Below are 18,947 nucleotides of genomic sequence, written 5' to 3'. Positions count from 1 at the left end.
CAATGGTAGAAAAAATTAAAAAGGCAAAGCAGAAGCTTCGATCACCGTCGGCGTTTACTATTTTGTTTGTCGTGATCATCGTTATGGCGGCATTGACGTGGGTTGTTCCTTCTGGACTATATAAGACAAACGAAGATGGCGATCGTATAGCTAATTCGTATCACGTAGTCGACAAAGATCGAACCGTCACGGAAGAAAAAGACGGTAAAAAGGAAGAGGTCAAAAAACACGACCAGCAAGGTTTGTGGGACGTCTTTACTGCACCTATTAAAGGTATGTCAGACAAGCTTGATGTTATCGTCTTCGTGATGGTGCTCGGCGGATTCTTAGGCGTCACTATGAAAACTGGTGCGCTTGACGCTTCTCTTGGCGCACTGCTCCGAAAAATGAAGGGCAAGGAAAAGTGGCTCATCCCGATTCTGATGATTTTATTCGCTATCGGTGGTACAACTTACGGTATGCAAGAAGAAACTGTGGCGTTCTATGCGCTCGTCATACCGATGATGATAGCTGCTGGCTACAATGCAATGACTGGTGTGATGGTTATCGTGTTGGGTGCTGGTACCGGTGTGCTCGGCTCGACAATCAACCCATTCTCTACTGGTGTTGCGGCAAAAACCGCAGATGTGAAATTGGGTAGCGTTATTCCAATAATGTCTATAATCTTAGTGCTCTGTTTGATTGCTGCGATTATCTTTACTATGCGTTATGCCGCAAAAGTTAAGGCAGGCAAGTACAAAGAAGATGTTCGCTACAAGCCAGCTACGGCTGCTCTCGACACGACAAACGTACCAAAATTCACTGGTCCACGAAAAGTCGTTATGTCCGTGTTTGCTATTACGTTTGTGCTAATGATTCTTTCCTTGATTCCATGGGGAAGTTGGAATATCACATTCTTCGCTGATATGTTTGAATGGGCTGCAGGTTTGCCAGTCATTGGCGCGGTACTTGGTGTAGTCCACAGTGCGGCATTTGGTGATTGGTATTTCAATGAAATCACTGCACTATTCCTAATTTCAACAATTGTCATAACTGCAATTTACTACAAAGAATTTAAGAAAGAGGGTGTTTTCCCAGTTGATACATTTATCGACGGTGTGAAAGACATCTTGCCGGTTGCTTTGATTATCGCAGTGGCAACGGGCGTTTCTGTGGTGATGTCTAATGGCGAAATCCAGGACACAATCATCAGCTGGGGTGAATCTCTCCTGAAAGATGCTGGTGGCGGTGTTGTCGGTGTGTTGGCATATCTATTCTACTTGCCAATGTCATTTATCGTTCCGTCATCATCAGGTTTGGCAGCAGCAACTATGCCGGTTATTGCGCCAATTGCTGACTTGGTTGGCTCAAGTAAAGAAGTTATGGTTGCCGCATTTGCGACAGCGTCTGGCTTGATCAACATGATGGCTCCAACTATCGCGTCATTGATGGGTGGATTGGCTTTGGCTGGTGTTTCATATCGCGACTGGCTAAAACGCTCAGCTCCAATTATGGCGGTATTTGCTATTATCAGCATCACAGTTATTGCAATTTTCGGAGCACTGTAGCCTATGGATAAGAAGCGTACTATTGTAGTAGCGCTCGGTGGTAACGCCCTGCAACGGCAGGGCGAAGCCGCGTCTGAGCAACAACAACGAGTAGCCGATGAAACCGTTCGACAACTTTTACCGTTAATCCAGGCTGGTCATAACGTAGCAATTGTTCATGGCAATGGTCCTCAGGTTGGCAATATTGTGTTGCATGAAGAGGCGATTAACACGCCAGATGTGCCAAGTTTGCCGCTGGAAGATTCTGGCGCTATGAGCCAGGGATTGATTGGCTTTTGGTTGCAACAGGCTTTTCATGACGCCTTTATGGTTAATCAGATGAACAATCGCGCTGTTAGCGTTATAACCCAAACGATTGTTAGCTTAAGCGATCCAGCATTCCAAAATCCAACCAAGCCAATTGGTCCGTTCTATTCGGAAGACGAGGCAAAAACCGTCGCTAGCGAACGCGGCTACACGGTAAAAGAAGACGCTGGTCGCGGCTGGCGACGTGTCGTTCCGTCGCCAAAACCTCAGACAATTGTTGAGGCTGATGTGATTAAGGCGCTGGTTCATGCTGGCGTGACGGTCGTTTCAACTGGCGGCGGCGGCATTCCTGTTTTGCAAGACGAAACTGGTCAATTAAAAGGCGTCGCTGCGGTCATTGATAAGGACTTCGGCGCGGCAAAATTGGCAGATCTTTTGGACGCTGACACTTTGCTAATTTTGACTTCGGTTGATGCTGCTAAAATTAATTTTGGCAAACCAGATGAACAATCTCTCGGGGAAGTTTCAATAGAAGAACTCCAAAAGCATATTGACGATGGGCAATTTGCGGCAGGTTCGATGTTGCCAAAAACTCAGGCTGCCTTGTCGTTCCTGGGCGGGAAGTCGGGGCGTACAGCGATTATTACTTCGCTAGATAAAACTGCTGAAGCCATTAGCGGCTCGGCAGGCACGATAGTCAAATCGTAATAAAAATCAAGAAGTTCCTGTGAATGGCGCAGGAGCTTCTTGTGTTTATGTATGTTTTATTTTATAATATGAAATTATGTTGTAATATCTTCGTTCGACAAATAGCGATTCAATAATTAGCCCGCAAGAAAATTTGCGGTCTGGTTCGTGGGTGCGTTGCGAAAGGCCGAGCGACGAAGAGGTTTCGCAATTGTTGACGCTGGGCTTGGATGAGGATTTGATAAGTGACGCGCTTGACCCGCACGAGGTGCCGCGTATTGAGTTTGACGATGAGTGGACTTATTTGATTGCGCGACTGCCAGACACTGACGACGATTTTAACGATTTTACCACGCCGATTTTATTCTGCATCAATAAAGATCATATTGTGACGTTGTCCAGAGATAGTTTGGGGCGATTGTGGCAGCCGTTTATTGATAAAGTGCGAATTAGGACGGATCGACAAGTTGAGCTTTTGGTGGCGATGGTTGAGGCAATTTCAACGCAATATCAGCGGCGCGTGGCAACAATTAATCGCCAGATGCGAGCGGCTACGGACAGTATTCATACGCTGAGAGTTAATGACATTGCCACCCTGGCGGAGTATGAGCGCAAATTGAATGATTATCTTGACGCGTTAATTCCGATGAACTGGGCAATTGAGAGACTTTTGGCGACTCAGAAGTTGCGACTGAAAGCCGATGACAAGGAAGATGTTGAGGATATTTCGATTGATTTGGAGCAGGTGATTGCGCGTTGTAAAAGTTTGTTGAGGACGATTACTAATGTGCGCGACAGCTATAGGGCGGTGATGGATACGCGCCTTAATGAAACAATTCGCCTGCTAACCGTAATTACCGTGGCTTTGACTATTCCGACGATGATCGCTGGTTTGTATGGTATGAATGTGCCGGTTCCAGGTGCCGATAATCCATTGATGTTTTGGGGAATTACCGCGATCAGTGTAGTGCTGGCATTTGTTGTGGGCTATTATTTCCTGCGCCGCCGCTAAAGTTTAATTGCAATTCGACAGATTGCTAATATCGCTTATGTATATTATAATTTTCTCATGATGGTGGGCTATTTTGAACGCAGATCGTTGACTGAAAAGTTGACGCAAGCTCAACGAATGCATAAAAACGGTTGGATTAATTTGACTGGAAGTCTTGATGTTACTCGAGTTTCAAAGGCTTTGTCGTTGTCTGCTAATATTGTCCGTGACGTACTGGACATCCACGAATTGCCTCGAGCGGAGTTTTCCGATGGCGTTGAATATATTTTTACACGCATACCATTTGGTCAAACTGATTCTGGCAAAACGGCACCGTTTTTGATTGCAATTAGCGGCGGTCATTATATTACAATATCGCCTCATGTTAAATTTTCACCTCTGGAGGTTAGCGATTATTTATTTAGTACAACCGAGCGTCCGGCGGGAGTTTTTGCTGCGAATTTGGCGTATATTATTTCTCAATATGAACAGCGCGTACACTTGTTAACGGAGCAAATTAGCGATGCTCGCCGGCGACTAAGTCGTCATGAAGTTGAGAATTCGGATTTTATTAAATTTGTCGCAATTGAAGACACGCTCAATGAATATCGAAGCAGTTTGGAAGGTATGTCCCGCGTTATTACGCAACTAATGGAAAACCGTCGCCATTTATTTAAGACTAGGGACCTGGAGGCTTTGGAGGATGTTGACCTACATATCAGGCAAGTTTTAGTGGCGATCAGTTCCAGCACGCACACAATTTCCAGTATCCAAAACGCTTATTCGACGGTTGCTAATAATACGCTAAACCAACGCATGAAGGCGTTGACCGCCATAACAATTCTCCTGGCTATTCCAAACGTTTTTTACGGAATGTATGGAATGAACATCGCGTTGCCATTTCAGGGTGAGCCTTGGGCGTACCCAGTTATCACCAGTTTTACGGTGTTGTTGATTTTACTTGTTATGTTTGTTGCTAAGCGACTCCGCTTATTCTAATATATATAATAAGCATTTTCAAAATGTTTTTGCTTGACGTGCCAATAAACGTTTGGTAACATTGTTAGCATGTCTCGCGCCGAAGCATTAAATTGCTGATATTAAGTGATAAAGGTCGAAGCGCGTGGGGCTGCACATAATAATGAGGAGTGCAAAACACATGCCAATAGCAATCAAATTTGTGCCATCAAGGCGCAAAAAGATCGCGGTGGATGTGGTGCCTGCCGAATGGCAAACATACATAGCACAATAAAAAGTGAGTGCAGTCGGCTCCAACAATAGAATAGGGACGACTATAAACAAATCCCGCTCCAAGGCACCGGAGCGGGATTTTGGTTTGTGTGAAAATGCGTTAATCTTTTACTTCAACGCCAGCTTTTTTCAAGGCTTCCTTGACTGATGATTCAATTGAGCCAGAGCTGTCCATCTCAGTGTTTTTTCCATTTATGTAGAAAGTTGGTGTTGCGGCAACGCCGTGTTTGCGACCGAGAGCCATATCGAAGTCGATTTTATTTTTAACCTTGTTGCTGGCAATATCGGTTTTATATTGATCGATATTAAGTTTCAATTGTTCAGCATAAGATTTGAAAATGTTGTCGCGCTCTGTAGTGTTGGCGTTTTTCCAAGCGTCCTGATTTGCATATAGAAGCTCATTCATTTCCCAGAATTTACCCTGCAGGCCAGCGGCTTCAGCTACGGCAGCGGCAGCTCGCGCGTTAGGGTGTGAGCTGGCAATTGGGAAATTACGGAAAATTAATCGAACGTGATCTTTATATTTTTTAGCTAGTGCTTCGGCTTTTGGTGCAGCGGTGCCACAGCCAGGGCATTGATAGTCGGCGTATTCGATAATTGTTACTTTGGCGTCTTTGCTACCAATTTCATGATCCGCAATATTGCCATTTCTTGATTCTGCGCTGATAGCTGTGTTCAGCTGATCGCTATTGATATCGCTAATGTTTAGTCGATTTTGTGTCGAAATATAAACCATTCCACCAACAATTGCCACTACAATAATTTCGAAAATTATCCAGCTTTTCTTATTCATTTTACCTCCATTTACTCTAGTAAGTATAGCACGGAATGCGGTACAATAAAACTATGACGATTGTGCTAATTTTTGGATATTTGGTTACTTTGGCGGTTTTGCTGATAGTGCTGGGAGTTCAGCCGAAAACGTCTTCGCATAGCCAATTTGAGCTGCGGCGGAGAAGTGGACTAGGCGATGAAAAGGCTAAAATTCTTTTACAACAAAGGGAGTTTTTACGGGATATTATTTCGTTGCAGCGCGCCGTGGCTTCTTTATGTTTGGTAATTTTAAGTGTTATTAGCGTTTATTTGTTCAATTGGGCGGCTGGACTCGTTTTGTCAATTATAATAGCCCTGGAAATCGGAGCTATCGCGCGAATTGGCTTGTGGCAGAAATATTCACAGCAACTTTATGAAAAATACGAACCGCTAATTTTAACGACAATTGAGCGACATCAAGTAATTTTGTCGTTAATCCGTTCGGTGTCGCCGGTGGTTGGTGATAGTCGGGTGATTGAATCGAAAGAAGAATTGCTGGAAATGGTGGCTCAATCCAGCGGAGTGATTTCGTCTTCTGAGAAAAAGCTTATTGCTAACGGACTGAAGTTCAACGATATGAAAGTCGAGGAAATTATGACGCCGCGAAGCATGATTGAATCGGTGCCCATGAATGAACTTCTCGGGCCGCTAGTGCTTGATGATCTTCATAAAAAAGGGTATAGCAGATTTCCTGTCATTGATGGCGATATTGATCATGTTGTTGGTATGCTGAGAATTCAGGATTTGCTGACAATTGATCGTAAAGCAAAATCTCATCGTGCGGAAACAGCCATGAGTAAAGACGTCTATTATATTCGTGAAAATCAAACTCTACAGCACGCCTTGGCTGCATTTTTGAAAACGCAGCACCACTTGTTTATTGTTGTAAATGAGTTTCGAGAAACAGTTGGTCTACTGAGCCTAGAAGACGTAATTGAAGCGCTATTAGGTCAGAAAATCATTGACGAATATGATGTTTATGGAGATCTCCGTAAAGCCGCTACGGCTAATCCGCAGAAAAATAATCTGCCCACAAAAACTCGACGAGATGTTTAATTCTGGGAATTTGCCCAGATTATGCTATAATAACAGATATGAAAAATAGAATTTTGGCGGCAGAAACTTCTAAAAAAGTTAGTGAGAATATTACAGTTGCGGGCTGGGTTCATTCCAGGCGTGATCATGGCGGGTTGATTTTTATTGATTTGCGCGACCATACGGGTTTGGTTCAGTTGGTTATTAACCCTGATAAAAAAGATGCTTTTTCTTTGGCGGAAAGCTTACGAGATGAGTTCGTGGTTCGTGCTTGTGGCGTGGTTGCGGAGCGTGGCGAAGGTCTGAAAAATCCGAATATTGCCAGTGGTGATGTGGAAATTGTTGTGGACAATTTGGAGATTTTGAACCGAGCTGAAACTTTACCAATTCAGCCATTTGCCGAGGACAATCAAGCCGGCGAAGAGCTAAGATTCAAGTATCGTTATCTTGATTTGCGTCGTCCAAAAATGCAAAACATGCTTAAAAAACGCGCCGAAATGTATCGTCGAATCCATGAATATATGGACAATCGAGATTTTATTGAAATTCAAACGCCAATTTTGGCTAATTCAAGTCCTGAGGGTGCGCGTGATTTTCTAATTCCGAGCCGTTTGCAGGAAGGGAAATTTTACGCCTTGCCACAAGCTCCACAGCAGTTTAAGCAGCTGCTGATGGTTGGTGGTGTGCCGCGTTATTATCAGTTGGCGGCTTGTTTCCGTGACGAAGATCCGCGAGCAGATCGCTTGTACGGCGAGTTTTATCAGCTTGATTTGGAGATGAGTTTTGCTGAAAATGGTGAAGAAGTTCGCACTGAAGTTGAGCCTTTGATGAAGCAATTGGCGACTGATTTTGCTGGTAAAAAATTGTTGGATTTGAGCGATTTGGCGGTTGGTGATGGCAGTCCAATTCCGCGAATTTCGTATCGCGACGCCATGGAAACTTACGGTTCTGACAAGCCGGATTTGCGATTTGGTATGGAATTGATAGAATTGACGGATGTGTTCTCTGAGACTGAGTTTGGCGTATTTAAAAATGCTGAATGCATTAAGGCTATTTGCGTAAAAAATGGCGCAAGTTTGAGTCGCAAGCAAATTGACAATTTCACCAACATCGCTAAGAGTGAGGGTGCTGGCGGTTTGGCATACATCACATATCAAGACGGCGAAGCAAAATCTCCAATTGCGAAATTCTTGAGCGAGAGGGAATTGGCTGACATTCAGCAGAAAACTGGTGCGGTTGATGGCGATGCAGTGTTCTTTGGCGCTGATTCTCGCTCGGTTGTTAACGCGGTGTTGGGGCGCTTGCGCAATGAATTTGCCTTGCACTTTAATCTTAAGGACCCATCGGTCGTGGCGTTTGCTTGGATTATTGATTTTCCGTTTTATGAATGGGATGAGCGTAGTAAGAATCTTGACTTTGGACATAATCCGTTCAGTATGCCAAAGGGCGGTTTGCAGGCTCTGGAGTCTGCTGAAACTGACGCCGAAAAATTATCCATTGTCGCTGATCAGTTTGATATGGTGATGAATGGCTATGAGATTTGCTCTGGCGGCGTTCGCAACCATAATCCAGCGGTGTTATATAAAGTGTTTGGTTTGCTGGGCTTCAGTGAATCTTATGTTGAAGAAAAGTTTGGTGCTATGTTGGGTGCTTTCAAATACGGCGCTCCGCCTCACGCAGGATGCGCTTTTGGCGTTGATCGTATTTTGATGGAACTGACCGATGAGCAAAACGTCCGCGAGACTTTGGCGTTTCCAAAGAATGGCTCTGGCGTGGATATGATGATGAATTCACCATCGGTTGTCGACCCTGCTCAGCTGCGCGAATTAGGTTTGTAGAATATTTGCAATATTGATCTACCGTTTTGGTTGTGTTAGTGTGAGGGTATGAAAAAGGCTATAGTTACCACTACTATAATTGTAGCTCTCATAGTGAGTGTAGGTGGTAGCTTATGGCTAAAGACTCGTCTAAACGCTCAAGCAGTTGCTGAAGTAGCTCAGGAGCAAAAGCAGGAGCAACCAAAGAGTAAGTATGATGTTGGTCCTGTAGACGCTGGCGAAATTCTGGAACTGGTCAATACCGAACGCGCACGGATCGGGGTGGCGCCATTAACGAGCGACGAAAATATACACATGAGTGCGCAGCTAAAATCTGACGATATGTTAGCTAAGGGATACAAACAGCACAATATACCAGGTACAGATAATTGGTATTCATTAGAGATGGCAAACCTAATGAGTAAAGCTGGTTGTCATACGGTTAGTGAAAATTTTTACTGGGCTGATTTCGAGTCAACAAGCAGAGATGCTTTTAACTGGTGGATGAACTCAGAACCACACCGCAAAGCGATACAAAACCCAGATTATACGAAAATTGGACTTGGCGTCAGCCGCAGTAGTGACAATAGCAAAACATACGCAGTTCAGCATTTTTGTATTTCAAGATAACAGTTAGTATATAGCACAAACCCCAAATCTCCTTTTGTCTCGAAAGGAGATTTTTCTTATGAATGACAACGCGTCATACCGTCAGTACTTGCAGTACCATGCAAATAACCACCCAAACCAAAACACAAGAATAATATAACTAAATCCTAATACCCAGCCACGCTGCCAAAATGTCGCCCGCAAAGTAGGCTAGTCCTGCCGCAGTTGCCCCGAGGAGCAGTGTTATACCTGCAGATTGCCAAGGTGATTGTTTGCTGACTTTACCTTTGATGAAGCCAATTGCTAAGAACGTTGCCGCAGTTAGCGCCGAACTAACATAGAATAATGCCGCGTTTGGTGCTTTTAAGTTTGCAATTACGTCAATCAAATATGGTAATACTGGTACGCTACCGACTACCACGAAAGCTAAGAATGTTACTGCGCCTATGATCTTTGGGGATGAGCGTTTTTGGGTGTCGCGAACAGACTCTTCGTGTTCAGCGCTGGCTGCTAAATATGCGCTAGAGCCCATTGAGAATCCGTCGGCTATTAAATTAGCAATTCCTAATATAAGAATGACTGAACTGGATATTCCAGCTCCAGCAGAAGCCGCCACAACTGCAAATGTTGTTACTGTGCCGTCGACCGCGCCATAAACAAATTCCGGTATATATCGTTTGAAGAAATCTCGCATAACCATACCAGTTTATCATATTATTAACGATTAGTAGACATCCCTATTGACAATTTAATAAGCTTATGCTATAGTGAAATAGTTAGATTATCTAATACAAACAATTTAACAAGCATGCTAAAATAAACATAACAAATATAAACTTTTGCAGAAAGGTAAAGCGTGGAAGATATCCAAACAGCCATCGTTTTATTATCAATCATCGTAGGATTGTTGTCGGTTATTATCGTAACGCTACTGGCAGTGGTCATCGCCTTGTTGGTAAGACTTAATACAGTCATGAAAAGCGTTAGTAAAATTACAACTAACGTAGCTAGTGCAACTGAGTGGTTGTCACCAACAAAAGTTTTTAGTGAAATATCAGGTTTATTTCGTAAAAAATAATTAAAAAAGGAGTAAATATATGAAAAAAGTTTTAGCAATTATCGGAGCAGTAGCAGCAGGTTTTACAGCTGGAATTTTAACTGCACCAAAGAGCGGCAAGGAAACAAGGAAAGACTTGAAGGATAAGGCTGTAAAATTGAAAGCCGACACTGAAAAGGTGGCTTGCAAAGCGACCGCTGCAGCTAAAGACAGTGTAGACTCATTGAAAGCTGGCTCTCAGAAAGTTGGAGACGCTGTAGTAGAAACCGCAAAAGATGTTAAGGGCAACGTCGAAAAACGTTTCAAGTAATATTTGACTCTATTCAAGAAGACGTGAGATAATATAAGTGATGAAAAAAGTTACTTTCTATCTCGCGTCTTTTTTGATTGCTTCTAGTTTGTTAGTGACGCCACGAGCAGTTGAGGCTCAGTCGGTTGATGCTACGGCTGATTCTGAGATTATAAAAACGCTTGAACGAAATTGTAGTTCCGTAAGAGTTGCTATTAAAAACATCCACACCAATGACGCTCTAACTAGAGTTAATGTTGGACAGAGATATAATTCTATTTCTACCAAACTTATGGCCAGGCTGAACGGTCGGTTGGCAATCAATAAGCTGGACAGCTCAAAGTTGGTGAATATTACTAATGAGTTCGAGTCGACGAGACTTAAGTTTAATAGCAATTACAACGATTACGATACTGCGATGACCGATCTTCAGCGCGCAAATTGCTCTAATAATGTGGCGGACTATTATCAAAAATTGACCGTCGCTCGCGAGGCTCGTAATAAACTTTCTGAGGATGTGAAAATCTTGGATGGATTGTTAGTGAGATATAAAGAAGAAGTGCAAGCTATTAAAAATTCGCTGTCTGGAGGGTCTAATGAATAGAGCTAAGGAATTATTCCGTAGTTATAAATTCGCTACGTTTATTGGGCTGACTATTGCAGTTTCGATTTTATTAGTATCGATTGCGATGTTTATGTATTACAAGACTGACGCTTATCGATTGGATTTGAGTCGCCCAGAATACGCTTCTCGCCGCAAGCAAATTAGCAAGGATGCGAATGAGAAAAGTCACGAATTTGACGCGCAAGGCTCAGTAAACAAGGATACGTTGAAGGAATTTTTGGGAATTTATGACAAAGAAGTAGAGAGTGTGAATAAGATCAAAGCGTTTTCTAATGATGTGTTAAGCGATAAAGAATTGGGTTTGTCTAATAATTAATTTTTTTATCTTCTGGTTATTGAGGTTGGGGTCGGCAGAGTCGCCAGAAGAACTCCTTCGCGATCAAAGTTTTGTAACAATCGATGTCGCATTTCAGAGGTAACAGACCACTGATCGGATGGTTGGGTTTTTCCGGCAATGATCAATTCTGTTCCTCGTCCAGTAATGTCACCAACGGAAACGAATTTAGGCGGATCGATAATTTTCTTTTGCCAAGCCTTTTCTTTAGCCAATTCTTGGCCGGTGGCATTAATGATGTCTGTAACTGCAGAAATGTCAGAACTTGGGTCGATATAAATGCTGAATCGCGACATGCTATAGCCCATAGTTTTATTGATAACGTGCTGAATCGTGCCATTCGGAACATAATGAACATTGCCCTCAGAATCTCGTATAACAGTAGTGCGAGTACCAACTCTCTCGACGGTTCCAGCGGCTCCCATTACGTCAACAACATCGCCAACACGATATTGATTTTCGGCGATGATGAAAATACCAGACAAGAAGTCCTTAACGAGTGATTGAGCGCCAAATCCTAATGCCACACCGATTATGCCAGCACTAGCGAATAGCGGCGATAAATCAAATAGGAATAGCTTATTGGCGACAATTGCGGCGACATAGAAAATTATAATAATTTGCCAGAAACTGCGAGTTAATTGGATGAGAGTTTTTTCGCGCTTTTCTATGTCTTTACGGTGCCAGGAACGATGTTTAGCGGTGGAGCGTATAGAATAATGGATAGTCCAAGACAATAAATATTTTCCCAGAAAATAAACAAAAACAGAGCCGATAATAATGCTGACTGTGTCGATAATGCGCTCACTAATTAGCCAGCCAAGGTTGTTGCTATGCAGCCATTGACCTAACGTAGAAGAATCTAAAAACTGTTTTATAAGCTTATCCATTATTGATTTAGTATAATAGAAAATATGAGTTTTGTCGATCCGAATCAATTTATTATCACCAGAAAACGTAAGAAGTATAAATTCGCTTTATTCCACAATTCACCTCTATGTTTTGAGTTTGACGAGTGGATAGAACGGGAAGTCGATTGTTTGGAAATCGGTGCTGGAACTGGACTATTCAGTGTGGAGCTTGCATTGCGCCATCCCGAAAAGACCTTTTTAGCAATTGACGTGAAAGGCGATCGGTTGCAGAAGGGCGCGAAAATTGCTGAGGAAAAAGGGCTGGAGAATGTGTTTTTTGTTCGAGTGCGGGCTGACCAAATAGACCAATTAGTGGAGCAGAATTCTTTGGAGCAAATTTGGGTAACATTTCCTGATCCGTTTCCGAGGAAACATAGCGCTGGGCGCCGCTTGACTCATCCTAATTTTTTGAAGAAGTATTCTTCATTGCTGGCACCGGACGGATCTTTATTAATCAAACACGACGATCACAATTTTTTCTGTTGGAGCTTGGAGCAATTGGTGGCAGAAAAGTGGCAAATTAAAGAGTTGAGTTTTGATCTTCATGAATCCGCGCTAAGTGACGAATATAAAATAATGACGACTTACGAACAAAGGTGGATTGGCGAAGGAAAAACTATTAATTTCGTAAGAGTTACGCGCTAATAAATGAAAGGAATATTATGCAATTTAACGATTATTCGACTAAAGCAATTTCTACTTTAACAGATAAAGATTCTCATAAATATGGTGATGTTGACGCGAGGTTGATGGCGCAGATATTGGGATTAAGTGGCGAATCTGGCGAAGTCATGGAGAAATTTAAGAAAATCCTACGTGATAAAAATGGCGAGATTTCAGAGAATGATCGCGGCGCAATAATAAAAGAGCTCGGTGACGTGCTTTGGTATGTCAATTCTATAGCGCATTTGCTTGGTTGTAGTTTAGAGGAAGTGGCTCGCAGAAATAATGATAAACTGCTTAGCCGCCAGAGTCGAGGGAAGATTCACGGCAGCGGCGATGATCGCTAATTTTTAGCTAATTGCTCGCGAATCCATCCGTCGATTGTGCCAGCGCCCATGCACAGGACGAGCTTTCCAGAGTTCCTTGCCGCGGTTATTTCTTGCCATAAACTGTCATCTAATTCGGCGAAACGAACTTTTTCTTTGTCGATATTTTTGGCAAGTTGTTGTGGCGTCAAGGTTGGCAAATCTGGATTCTCCCTCGTTAAGTAAGTTGGCAGCCAGTAAATTTCATTGGCGTCACGGAAAATATCATTAGTGTATTGACCAATTATCTCGTGCTGGCGAACGTTTTGGTGTGGCTGATAAACCAGGACTACATCATTAGACAGCTCCTTAGCCATCTGTAGTGTCGCTTGAATTTCAACTGGGTGATGTCCATAGTCAGAATATAGATTTTCGGCGAGCTTTTCAAAACGTCGTCCTGATCCGGGGAAGGAGTTTATTGCTTGGTATATTTCTGACTCCTCTGTGTCCGCTCCCATATATTTCAAAGCTTCGATCACCAAAGTAGCATTTTTTCGGTTATGCTCGCCGGGTAGAGTGATATTTTTATTGGAATCGTGCAAGATTGTTAGATTTTTCTCATCAAATATGGCGGAATTTTCTTGCCACGCGATAACTTTTTTAGATTTTTCGCCGAATTCACGGAAGGCGTCTAAGTAGGATTCTTTTGTTGGATATGTGTCTGGATGGTCGTAATCAACAGATGTGATAAGGCTAATTTCTGGAGAAAAATGCAAAAAGTTGCGGTCAAATTCATCACACTCGTATACGAAAAATTGGCTATTTTTATCAAACGTTCCACTTGGTCCGAAGCTTAAAGTCGAACCCACAGAATAACTAACAGGAATTTGCAATTGCTCCATTGTCCAGACTAGCAGGCTCGTTGTTGTGGTTTTCCCGTGGGTGCCAGCGACCGCGATAAGTTTCAGGTTTTTATCGGCGATTATTTGCGCTAATAACTCGTCGCGCTTGCTGGTTTTTATGCCTAGTTTTCGCGCCAAGACTAATTCTGGGTGATTTTCTGGTAAAGCAGCGGTGTAAATAAACCAATCAAATGGTGATTTATCGTGCTCTGATTGCAAGAACGCGCCAGATTGGTCAAAAGAAATAGGAATTCCGGCTGACTCTAATTCGTTTGTGATAAGACTTGGTGATTTGTCGGAGCCGCAAACACCATACCCGACCCCTAAGGCAATTCTGCTCAGCGGTCCGATGGCAACGCCGCCAATTCCTGAAAAATAAATTCGCATACAAATATTATACCACCGCAGCGGTAGTAATATTCACGTCATTGGGATAATTTGCTATACTAAAACCATAGAGAAAGTGGTGGGATGGCTATAGATAAGAAGAAAACCAAGTTCAGAATTAAGCGGCTCAGTCAGATTAAGACTTGGCAGTTGGTGATTTTATTGATTATGTCTGGTTTTATTTCGGCAACTTTTTTGAGATTGAATAATGTTGGTATGGTCGAGCGACGAGAATCTGTAGAAAATGCAGATAAGGCTGGAGATATAGTCAATCTTCAGCAGCGACTATACGATTTGCAGCGTTATGTATCTACGCACATGAACGCTGATCCGGGGAAGATTGCGCTGGATCATACGTATAAACAAATGTATGACCGGAAGCTGAAAGAGTTCGAGGAGGAGATAAAAAATCAGTCTAACAATGATACTGTGTCGAAAGTTAGGGTTGTCTGTGATGCTAGAGCGCAGCAAGGCGGTTACGGCCGATTTACGACACAGGCGGATCCGAGGTATATCAATTGTATTAACGAGGAGTGGGCGAAATATCCTGCCGCGAAAGCCACCAACTTGCAGTTTGAAGCGCCTTCAACTGAGCCGTATTATCACACTTTCGTCTCGCCGATATGGTCAGCTGATTACGCGGGGTGGTCTTTGCTGGTGACGATATTCATTGCCATGATTATCATAATGAGGTTGGTTGTTCTGGGGATGCTAAAGTTGATGCTTAGGCGACGAAATAAGCTTTTTTAGCTTGACAGGGGTGATATAGAGATAGTAATCTATATAGGTATATCATTAATAGGAGGTATATAACCAAATGGCTTATAAACATACCAACTCAAAGGGCATCACATATTACTTGCACAAGACTGACGTAACTTTGCGCGGCGGCAAGACTCAAACTATTTACTTCTTTGCTAAGGTTGAGAAGAATGAAAAGGGTACACCATGTGATCTACCAGAAGATCGTATTGTGAAAGAAAACCCACGCAACGGCTTTTTGACAATTTCTAAGAAAAAATAGTCCTTTGCTTGCACCATAAGCGTGTTTGGTGATATAGTAGAACCAAACAAACAGGTGCCACAACTCCTCTGTAAAAAGCAGGGGAGTTTTTTTGTAGGGTTGATTATTTATGGATATTATGATATAATAAACGCTATATGAAGTCAAAGACGGTTGAAGTGTTGGCGCTTGCTAGACCGAACAGAGCGGGCGTTATTGATGTTGTTGATTCGGATGGTAATGTTGTGCCGTTGGATTATTTAGGCGAAGATTTTGTTCCTGATGCGAATAGCTATAGTGATGAAGATTTTACGAAGAGAAATAGAATTATAGTTGAGATGTGTGATCTTTTCGGCAGGATTCGTCGTCGTGCTGGCTTTGCCGAATATCATAGAGGTCGTGGCAACTATGATCGAGCTCGTCGCATAGAAAGAAACAGGGGTAGTGATATTTCTGAAGTCGGCAGACTTGCTATAAATGCTTGTGAAGCATGTCCACTTAAGCTTGATTGTGAACTGTATGGTAAATTAGGGGAGGCTGTTCTAAGTGGTGTTTTGGATTATAAAAAAGTTCGCACAGCCACATCTCTGACTAAAGCAGGCAAGGAACGTCCGGGTTGGGATAAGGGTTGCATAGATAATGATGTGTAAAGAAAAAGCCCCCTTCTGAATGAAGAGGGATTTTTCTTGGTGGCCCAAGTGCATCTACATTGGAACCATATCTGTAGCGAGATTCTGAGCTGGAGACGCTTAATAGAGGCGACCACCCCTTCAATAAAGATACCCAACCACCGCTAAAGTATATCGTAACAGAATGTGTTAATATCAATAAATTATCCTCTTGACTACTTTTTACGTTATCCAGCCTGATAAATTTATAAATCAGCACTAAATGTCGCGGTTGGGTTAGACTAAGATTGCCACAAAGAGCTAATTGAGGTCGCTTATTTAGGAGATTGACGATATAATCAAAATAATGAAGAAAAACTCTCAAGCACAGCTCCAGGGTATGTTACTCGGCTTAGCTATAGGCGACGCCCTCGGTGCGCCTATCGAACACGGCTACACAAGTGATGAGATTGTCGCTCGTAAAGAAGAATTGCGTCATATGCACGATGAAGCACACTTTCCTCGTGGCGTCTGGACAGACGACACTTCTATGGCATTATGTTTAGCAGATAGCTTGCTGGAATGTGGCGGCTATGATTCGTGGAACGTTATGGATAAGTATTGCAAATGGCAATCAGAGGGCTACCGCTCGTATTTTGACTATGGCGAGGGTATCGGCATGCAAACGCTCATCATGCTGGATATGTACGCTAGCGGTTACGCTATTGTTCACAAAACGATGAATCGGAGCGATGGTGCCGGCAACGGTGTCGTAATGCGCCTCGCACCAGTCGTGATAGCTGCCTACGGCAAACGAGATATCCGTGACGTGATACGGCTTGCTCAAGTCTCTGCTAGAGAAACGCATTACTCCTATGAGGCTGAAGCTGCTGCTGAAGTATTTGCTGCTATACTACATAACGCTATCCATCTAAAAAACAAAGCAGATATTATAGACGTTAGTAAGTATAGTACTGGCGCACACTATGACCAGCTGCTGAACAAGCTAAAAGAGAGAGTCGAGACGGATAAGCTCAAGAATAAGCCAGGTTATGTCGTATACACACTCCAGATAGCTTTATGGGGCTTTATGAACTATGACACATTTGAGGATGGAATATTGGCAGTTATGTGCCTAGGTGGCGACGTTGATACGACCATGGCGGTGTACGGGCAATTAGCTGGTGCATACTATGGACTTGATGCGATACCGAACGAATGGCGGCGTGATGTTTATCAAGGGAATGATATTATTGAACTAGCAGATAAACTAGCCGCAATGGACGATTGCCCTGTCCTGCATACACGGTTTGAGGAAGATGTAGCTTAATACAAATCATGAGGAGAATGACTATATGAACAAAATAACATTAGAAACCGCTCAGCAACTACTAGCCACAAAAGAGTTTAGCTACAAGGATATTAACCCAAGCGAAAGAGGAATATTCCTAGCGGCGCTTATTGAGAATGGTAAAGTCGCCAAAGAAGGAACTAACCACCACTCAAATATCCCCAAAGGAACGCTGATTAGTGAGTGGTATTTACGGCATAAGTTAGGGCTGAGTGGAGCAATAAAGCATGACCTATACACCTCGCTTGAGCTGTGGGAGTTAGACGATAAGCGATATCAAATTATCTATTATAAACCCTTCGGTTTGGGGAATTATGCTGAAACAAAATCAGAATTCTATGACGATAAAGACTCTGCTCGGGCTCGCCTTGACGAAGAATCTCGTAAGCTTGAGACAGAAGTATCTCTCCTTAAGAGATAAATCCTAGAGTCATCTTTTGTCAAGATAGGTCATGCTAGGTACCGCTACTTTTTGTGTTTGGATTGTTGTATGAAAAACAGATCTAATAAATGCGTATGATGACGATAAGGTAATGATAGCCGACTAGCTACAGCGACTAGAGCGTCAGCAAGCAATACGAGAGACTGATATTGATGTTGCTCTTGAGATTTGCGAGATGTAGATAGACAATGGATACTGGCTTCGCCGGGCGCTAAGACAAAGTCCCAAAGCATATTATTCACACAGGGGGTTGATATATGACTATAAAAACCATAGGTTTGAAATCAGTGTATTTTACAGAATACTACCAACCAAAAAAGGCTCTCCAGAGCCTGAAAAACCTTTCTTGGTGGCGGGGGTAGGATTTGAACCTACGACCTTTTGGTTATGAGCCAAACGAGCTACCAGGCTGCTCTACCCCGCGATACATAATTATGATATCAGCTTAACGTGATAATTGCAATACCTTAGTGTTTATGACTATTGCCGCCAAATAGAAAGTTCATCCATTGCTGGAAGTTGCTATCCGTTCGCTTGGCGCCCGACGCAAGTTTTTGGGCAGGCGTGGCGCTTTCGAAAGATTGGGTGATGAGCTGTTTTTCGCCAGGTAGACCTTTTCCTGTGCGCTGTCTAATGGTCAATTCTTGATATTCCTCGCTTTGATAATATTTCGATTCGTATTCCAGCAAGGCGACTTGTAATTTTTCTATTTCCACTTGCTGGCGTTTGTTGTCGATAGAGCGTTGCAGTTCGTAGTTTTTTTGCATTGATTCAATGGAGCCCCAAGCCCAACTCATAGCAATTAAAATCGCAGCAGCAATAACGACATTATTTAGGGTTAAATAGTCGTGCTGTATTCTGTAAATTAATCGTTTGAGTTTTAATTTGTTCATTTTTGCAAATTTAATATCTACCACATAATATTGTAGCAGGAATGGTAAAAATATTCATCTTATGATTATCAAATTCAAACCGTGGTGGGGGCGGCTGGGATCGAACCAGCGACCAATCGGTTATGAGCCGACTGCTCTAACCCCTGAGCTACGCCCCCGTGAGACTTATTATAGCGCATCA

The 18,947-nt window shown here is 42.9% G+C and carries 23 protein-coding genes and 2 tRNA genes; 18 read left to right on the top strand and 7 right to left on the bottom strand.

All coding sequences use genetic code 11. From position 1 onward, the window contains the following. Positions 1 to 2 precede the first annotated feature (2 nt). The 4 genes from LRM48_RS03615 to LRM48_RS03600 all read left to right on the top strand — a co-directional run bounded on the left by LRM48_RS03615 (position 3) and on the right by LRM48_RS03600 (position 4,470). Positions 3 to 1,547 (top strand): YfcC family protein, encoded by a 1,545-nt coding sequence (locus tag LRM48_RS03615; RefSeq protein ID WP_243812187.1) that lies wholly within the window; start codon positions 3 to 5, stop codon positions 1,545 to 1,547. Between the two features lie 3 nt (positions 1,548 to 1,550). After that, a complete protein-coding gene (gene arcC, locus LRM48_RS03610; protein ID WP_146555132.1) occupies positions 1,551 to 2,501 on the top strand; it encodes a carbamate kinase in 951 nt (316 codons plus the stop codon). A gap of 151 nt (positions 2,502 to 2,652) precedes the next feature. After that, complete coding sequence (locus LRM48_RS03605; RefSeq protein ID WP_243812188.1) at positions 2,653 to 3,492, top strand: magnesium transporter CorA family protein; 840 nt, start codon at positions 2,653 to 2,655, stop codon at positions 3,490 to 3,492. A gap of 57 nt (positions 3,493 to 3,549) precedes the next feature. Then, a complete protein-coding gene (locus tag LRM48_RS03600; RefSeq protein WP_243812189.1) occupies positions 3,550 to 4,470 on the top strand; it encodes a CorA family divalent cation transporter in 921 nt (306 codons plus the stop codon). Positions 4,471 to 4,822: 352 nt separating this feature from the next. On the opposite strand, the gene LRM48_RS03595 is transcribed toward LRM48_RS03600, so the two are convergent. Further along, complete coding sequence (locus LRM48_RS03595) at positions 4,823 to 5,515, bottom strand: DsbA family protein (RefSeq protein WP_243812190.1); 693 nt, start codon at positions 5,513 to 5,515, stop codon at positions 4,823 to 4,825. Between the two features lie 53 nt (positions 5,516 to 5,568). Between LRM48_RS03595 and LRM48_RS03590 the strand changes: the two genes are divergently transcribed. From LRM48_RS03590 to LRM48_RS03580, 3 genes are read left to right on the top strand one after another with little or no spacing between them, the layout of a single operon-like run. Then, complete coding sequence (locus LRM48_RS03590; RefSeq protein WP_164999942.1) at positions 5,569 to 6,591, top strand: CBS domain-containing protein; 1,023 nt, start codon at positions 5,569 to 5,571, stop codon at positions 6,589 to 6,591. Between the two features lie 38 nt (positions 6,592 to 6,629). Then, positions 6,630 to 8,408 (top strand): aspartate--tRNA ligase, encoded by a 1,779-nt coding sequence (gene aspS, locus LRM48_RS03585; protein ID WP_129744230.1) that lies wholly within the window; start codon positions 6,630 to 6,632, stop codon positions 8,406 to 8,408. A gap of 48 nt (positions 8,409 to 8,456) precedes the next feature. Next, positions 8,457 to 9,017 carry a CAP domain-containing protein gene (locus tag LRM48_RS03580; RefSeq protein WP_129744231.1) on the top strand — a complete coding sequence of 187 codons (561 nt, stop codon included), beginning with the start codon at positions 8,457 to 8,459 and terminating at the stop codon, positions 9,015 to 9,017. 139 nt (positions 9,018 to 9,156) lie between these two features. On the opposite strand, the gene LRM48_RS03575 is transcribed toward LRM48_RS03580, so the two are convergent. Continuing rightward, complete coding sequence (locus tag LRM48_RS03575; RefSeq protein WP_129744613.1) at positions 9,157 to 9,696, bottom strand: VIT1/CCC1 transporter family protein; 540 nt, start codon at positions 9,694 to 9,696, stop codon at positions 9,157 to 9,159. Positions 9,697 to 9,852: 156 nt separating this feature from the next. Between LRM48_RS03575 and LRM48_RS03570 the strand changes: the two genes are divergently transcribed. From LRM48_RS03570 to LRM48_RS03555, 4 genes are read left to right on the top strand one after another with little or no spacing between them, the layout of a single operon-like run. Further along, positions 9,853 to 10,074 carry a hypothetical protein gene (locus LRM48_RS03570; protein WP_129636661.1) on the top strand — a complete coding sequence of 74 codons (222 nt, stop codon included), beginning with the start codon at positions 9,853 to 9,855 and terminating at the stop codon, positions 10,072 to 10,074. A gap of 19 nt (positions 10,075 to 10,093) precedes the next feature. After that, positions 10,094 to 10,363: a YtxH domain-containing protein gene (locus tag LRM48_RS03565; protein WP_129744612.1), complete on the top strand. Its 270-nt coding sequence runs from the start codon at positions 10,094 to 10,096 to the stop codon at positions 10,361 to 10,363. A gap of 40 nt (positions 10,364 to 10,403) precedes the next feature. Further along, positions 10,404 to 10,946 (top strand): hypothetical protein, encoded by a 543-nt coding sequence (locus LRM48_RS03560; protein ID WP_243812192.1) that lies wholly within the window; start codon positions 10,404 to 10,406, stop codon positions 10,944 to 10,946. After that, positions 10,939 to 11,283, top strand: coding sequence for a hypothetical protein (locus tag LRM48_RS03555; protein ID WP_129744610.1), 345 nt, complete (start codon positions 10,939 to 10,941; stop codon positions 11,281 to 11,283). Before LRM48_RS03560 ends, LRM48_RS03555 begins: the two co-directional genes overlap by 8 nt. 5 nt (positions 11,284 to 11,288) lie before the next feature. On the opposite strand, the gene LRM48_RS03550 is transcribed toward LRM48_RS03555, so the two are convergent. Further along, positions 11,289 to 12,191 carry a mechanosensitive ion channel family protein gene (locus LRM48_RS03550; RefSeq protein WP_129744609.1) on the bottom strand — a complete coding sequence of 301 codons (903 nt, stop codon included), beginning with the start codon at positions 12,189 to 12,191 and terminating at the stop codon, positions 11,289 to 11,291. A 24-nt stretch (positions 12,192 to 12,215) separates the two neighbouring features. Here LRM48_RS03550 and trmB point away from each other — a divergent pair, with 24 nt between their 5' ends. Both trmB and LRM48_RS03540 read left to right on the top strand, forming a co-directional pair. Beyond that, positions 12,216 to 12,857: a tRNA (guanosine(46)-N7)-methyltransferase TrmB gene (gene trmB, locus LRM48_RS03545; RefSeq protein ID WP_129744608.1), complete on the top strand. Its 642-nt coding sequence runs from the start codon at positions 12,216 to 12,218 to the stop codon at positions 12,855 to 12,857. 17 nt (positions 12,858 to 12,874) lie between these two features. Beyond that, complete coding sequence (locus LRM48_RS03540) at positions 12,875 to 13,222, top strand: nucleoside triphosphate pyrophosphohydrolase family protein (protein WP_129744607.1); 348 nt, start codon at positions 12,875 to 12,877, stop codon at positions 13,220 to 13,222. Here the strand turns inward: LRM48_RS03540 and LRM48_RS03535 are convergent. Next, positions 13,219 to 14,469 carry a UDP-N-acetylmuramate--L-alanine ligase gene (locus LRM48_RS03535; RefSeq protein ID WP_243812193.1) on the bottom strand — a complete coding sequence of 417 codons (1,251 nt, stop codon included), beginning with the start codon at positions 14,467 to 14,469 and terminating at the stop codon, positions 13,219 to 13,221. The genes LRM48_RS03540 and LRM48_RS03535 overlap by 4 nt on opposite strands. An 84-nt stretch (positions 14,470 to 14,553) precedes the next feature. On the opposite strand from LRM48_RS03535, the gene LRM48_RS03530 reads away from it, so the two are divergent. The 5 genes from LRM48_RS03530 (at position 14,554) to LRM48_RS03510 (ending at position 17,852) form a co-directional block, all read left to right on the top strand. Then, positions 14,554 to 15,219, top strand: coding sequence for a hypothetical protein (locus LRM48_RS03530; RefSeq protein ID WP_243812194.1), 666 nt, complete (start codon positions 14,554 to 14,556; stop codon positions 15,217 to 15,219). 67 nt (positions 15,220 to 15,286) lie between these two features. Further along, the gene (locus LRM48_RS03525) at positions 15,287 to 15,493 is read left to right on the top strand and encodes a hypothetical protein (protein ID WP_082001355.1); all 207 of its coding nucleotides are present in this window, start codon (positions 15,287 to 15,289) and stop codon (positions 15,491 to 15,493) included. A gap of 137 nt (positions 15,494 to 15,630) precedes the next feature. Further along, a complete protein-coding gene (locus LRM48_RS03520; RefSeq protein WP_243812195.1) occupies positions 15,631 to 16,122 on the top strand; it encodes a hypothetical protein in 492 nt (163 codons plus the stop codon). Between the two features lie 325 nt (positions 16,123 to 16,447). Next, positions 16,448 to 17,410: an ADP-ribosylglycohydrolase family protein gene (locus LRM48_RS03515; protein WP_243812196.1), complete on the top strand. Its 963-nt coding sequence runs from the start codon at positions 16,448 to 16,450 to the stop codon at positions 17,408 to 17,410. A gap of 25 nt (positions 17,411 to 17,435) precedes the next feature. After that, the gene (locus LRM48_RS03510) at positions 17,436 to 17,852 is read left to right on the top strand and encodes a hypothetical protein (protein ID WP_243812197.1); all 417 of its coding nucleotides are present in this window, start codon (positions 17,436 to 17,438) and stop codon (positions 17,850 to 17,852) included. Positions 17,853 to 18,220: 368 nt separating this feature from the next. Here LRM48_RS03510 and LRM48_RS03505 read toward each other — a convergent pair. The 3 genes from LRM48_RS03505 to LRM48_RS03495 form a co-directional block, all read right to left on the bottom strand. Next, positions 18,221 to 18,297, bottom strand: a tRNA-Met gene (locus LRM48_RS03505). 43 nt (positions 18,298 to 18,340) lie between these two features. Continuing rightward, positions 18,341 to 18,766 carry a hypothetical protein gene (locus LRM48_RS03500; RefSeq protein WP_243812198.1) on the bottom strand — a complete coding sequence of 142 codons (426 nt, stop codon included), beginning with the start codon at positions 18,764 to 18,766 and terminating at the stop codon, positions 18,341 to 18,343. 82 nt (positions 18,767 to 18,848) lie between these two features. Continuing rightward, positions 18,849 to 18,924, bottom strand: a tRNA-Ile gene (locus LRM48_RS03495). Positions 18,925 to 18,947: the final 23 nt, after the last annotated feature.

Origin of the sequence: Candidatus Nanosynbacter sp. TM7-008, assembly GCF_022828245.2 — a bacterium.
Classification (GTDB): domain Bacteria; phylum Patescibacteriota; class Saccharimonadia; order Saccharimonadales; family Saccharimonadaceae; genus Nanosynbacter.
Note: the sequence above shows the minus strand (reverse complement) of the source record. Positions and strands in the feature narration are given on the sequence as shown.

What these genes read in the sequence shown, in the direction of transcription:
- LRM48_RS03515 (WP_243812196.1), top strand. Translation starts at nt 16,448, where the DNA reads ATGAAGAAAAACTCTCAAGCACAGCTCCAGGGTATGTTACTCGGCTTA.
- LRM48_RS03510 (WP_243812197.1), top strand. Translation starts at nt 17,436, where the DNA reads ATGAACAAAATAACATTAGAAACCGCTCAGCAACTACTAGCCACAAAA.
- LRM48_RS03525 (WP_082001355.1), top strand. Translation starts at nt 15,287, where the DNA reads ATGGCTTATAAACATACCAACTCAAAGGGCATCACATATTACTTGCAC.
- trmB (WP_129744608.1), top strand. Translation starts at nt 12,216, where the DNA reads ATGAGTTTTGTCGATCCGAATCAATTTATTATCACCAGAAAACGTAAG.
- aspS (WP_129744230.1), top strand. Translation starts at nt 6,630, where the DNA reads ATGAAAAATAGAATTTTGGCGGCAGAAACTTCTAAAAAAGTTAGTGAG.
- LRM48_RS03600 (WP_243812189.1), top strand. Translation starts at nt 3,550, where the DNA reads ATGATGGTGGGCTATTTTGAACGCAGATCGTTGACTGAAAAGTTGACG.
- LRM48_RS03595 (WP_243812190.1), bottom strand. Translation starts at nt 5,515, where the DNA reads ATGAATAAGAAAAGCTGGATAATTTTCGAAATTATTGTAGTGGCAATT.
- LRM48_RS03550 (WP_129744609.1), bottom strand. Translation starts at nt 12,191, where the DNA reads ATGGATAAGCTTATAAAACAGTTTTTAGATTCTTCTACGTTAGGTCAA.
- LRM48_RS03555 (WP_129744610.1), top strand. Translation starts at nt 10,939, where the DNA reads ATGAATAGAGCTAAGGAATTATTCCGTAGTTATAAATTCGCTACGTTT.
- LRM48_RS03580 (WP_129744231.1), top strand. Translation starts at nt 8,457, where the DNA reads ATGAAAAAGGCTATAGTTACCACTACTATAATTGTAGCTCTCATAGTG.
- LRM48_RS03590 (WP_164999942.1), top strand. Translation starts at nt 5,569, where the DNA reads ATGACGATTGTGCTAATTTTTGGATATTTGGTTACTTTGGCGGTTTTG.
- LRM48_RS03500 (WP_243812198.1), bottom strand. Translation starts at nt 18,766, where the DNA reads ATGAACAAATTAAAACTCAAACGATTAATTTACAGAATACAGCACGAC.
- LRM48_RS03575 (WP_129744613.1), bottom strand. Translation starts at nt 9,696, where the DNA reads ATGGTTATGCGAGATTTCTTCAAACGATATATACCGGAATTTGTTTAT.
- LRM48_RS03540 (WP_129744607.1), top strand. Translation starts at nt 12,875, where the DNA reads ATGCAATTTAACGATTATTCGACTAAAGCAATTTCTACTTTAACAGAT.
- LRM48_RS03520 (WP_243812195.1), top strand. Translation starts at nt 15,631, where the DNA reads ATGAAGTCAAAGACGGTTGAAGTGTTGGCGCTTGCTAGACCGAACAGA.
- LRM48_RS03565 (WP_129744612.1), top strand. Translation starts at nt 10,094, where the DNA reads ATGAAAAAAGTTTTAGCAATTATCGGAGCAGTAGCAGCAGGTTTTACA.
- arcC (WP_146555132.1), top strand. Translation starts at nt 1,551, where the DNA reads ATGGATAAGAAGCGTACTATTGTAGTAGCGCTCGGTGGTAACGCCCTG.
- LRM48_RS03615 (WP_243812187.1), top strand. Translation starts at nt 3, where the DNA reads ATGGTAGAAAAAATTAAAAAGGCAAAGCAGAAGCTTCGATCACCGTCG.
- LRM48_RS03535 (WP_243812193.1), bottom strand. Translation starts at nt 14,469, where the DNA reads ATGCGAATTTATTTTTCAGGAATTGGCGGCGTTGCCATCGGACCGCTG.
- LRM48_RS03530 (WP_243812194.1), top strand. Translation starts at nt 14,554, where the DNA reads ATGGCTATAGATAAGAAGAAAACCAAGTTCAGAATTAAGCGGCTCAGT.
- LRM48_RS03560 (WP_243812192.1), top strand. Translation starts at nt 10,404, where the DNA reads ATGAAAAAAGTTACTTTCTATCTCGCGTCTTTTTTGATTGCTTCTAGT.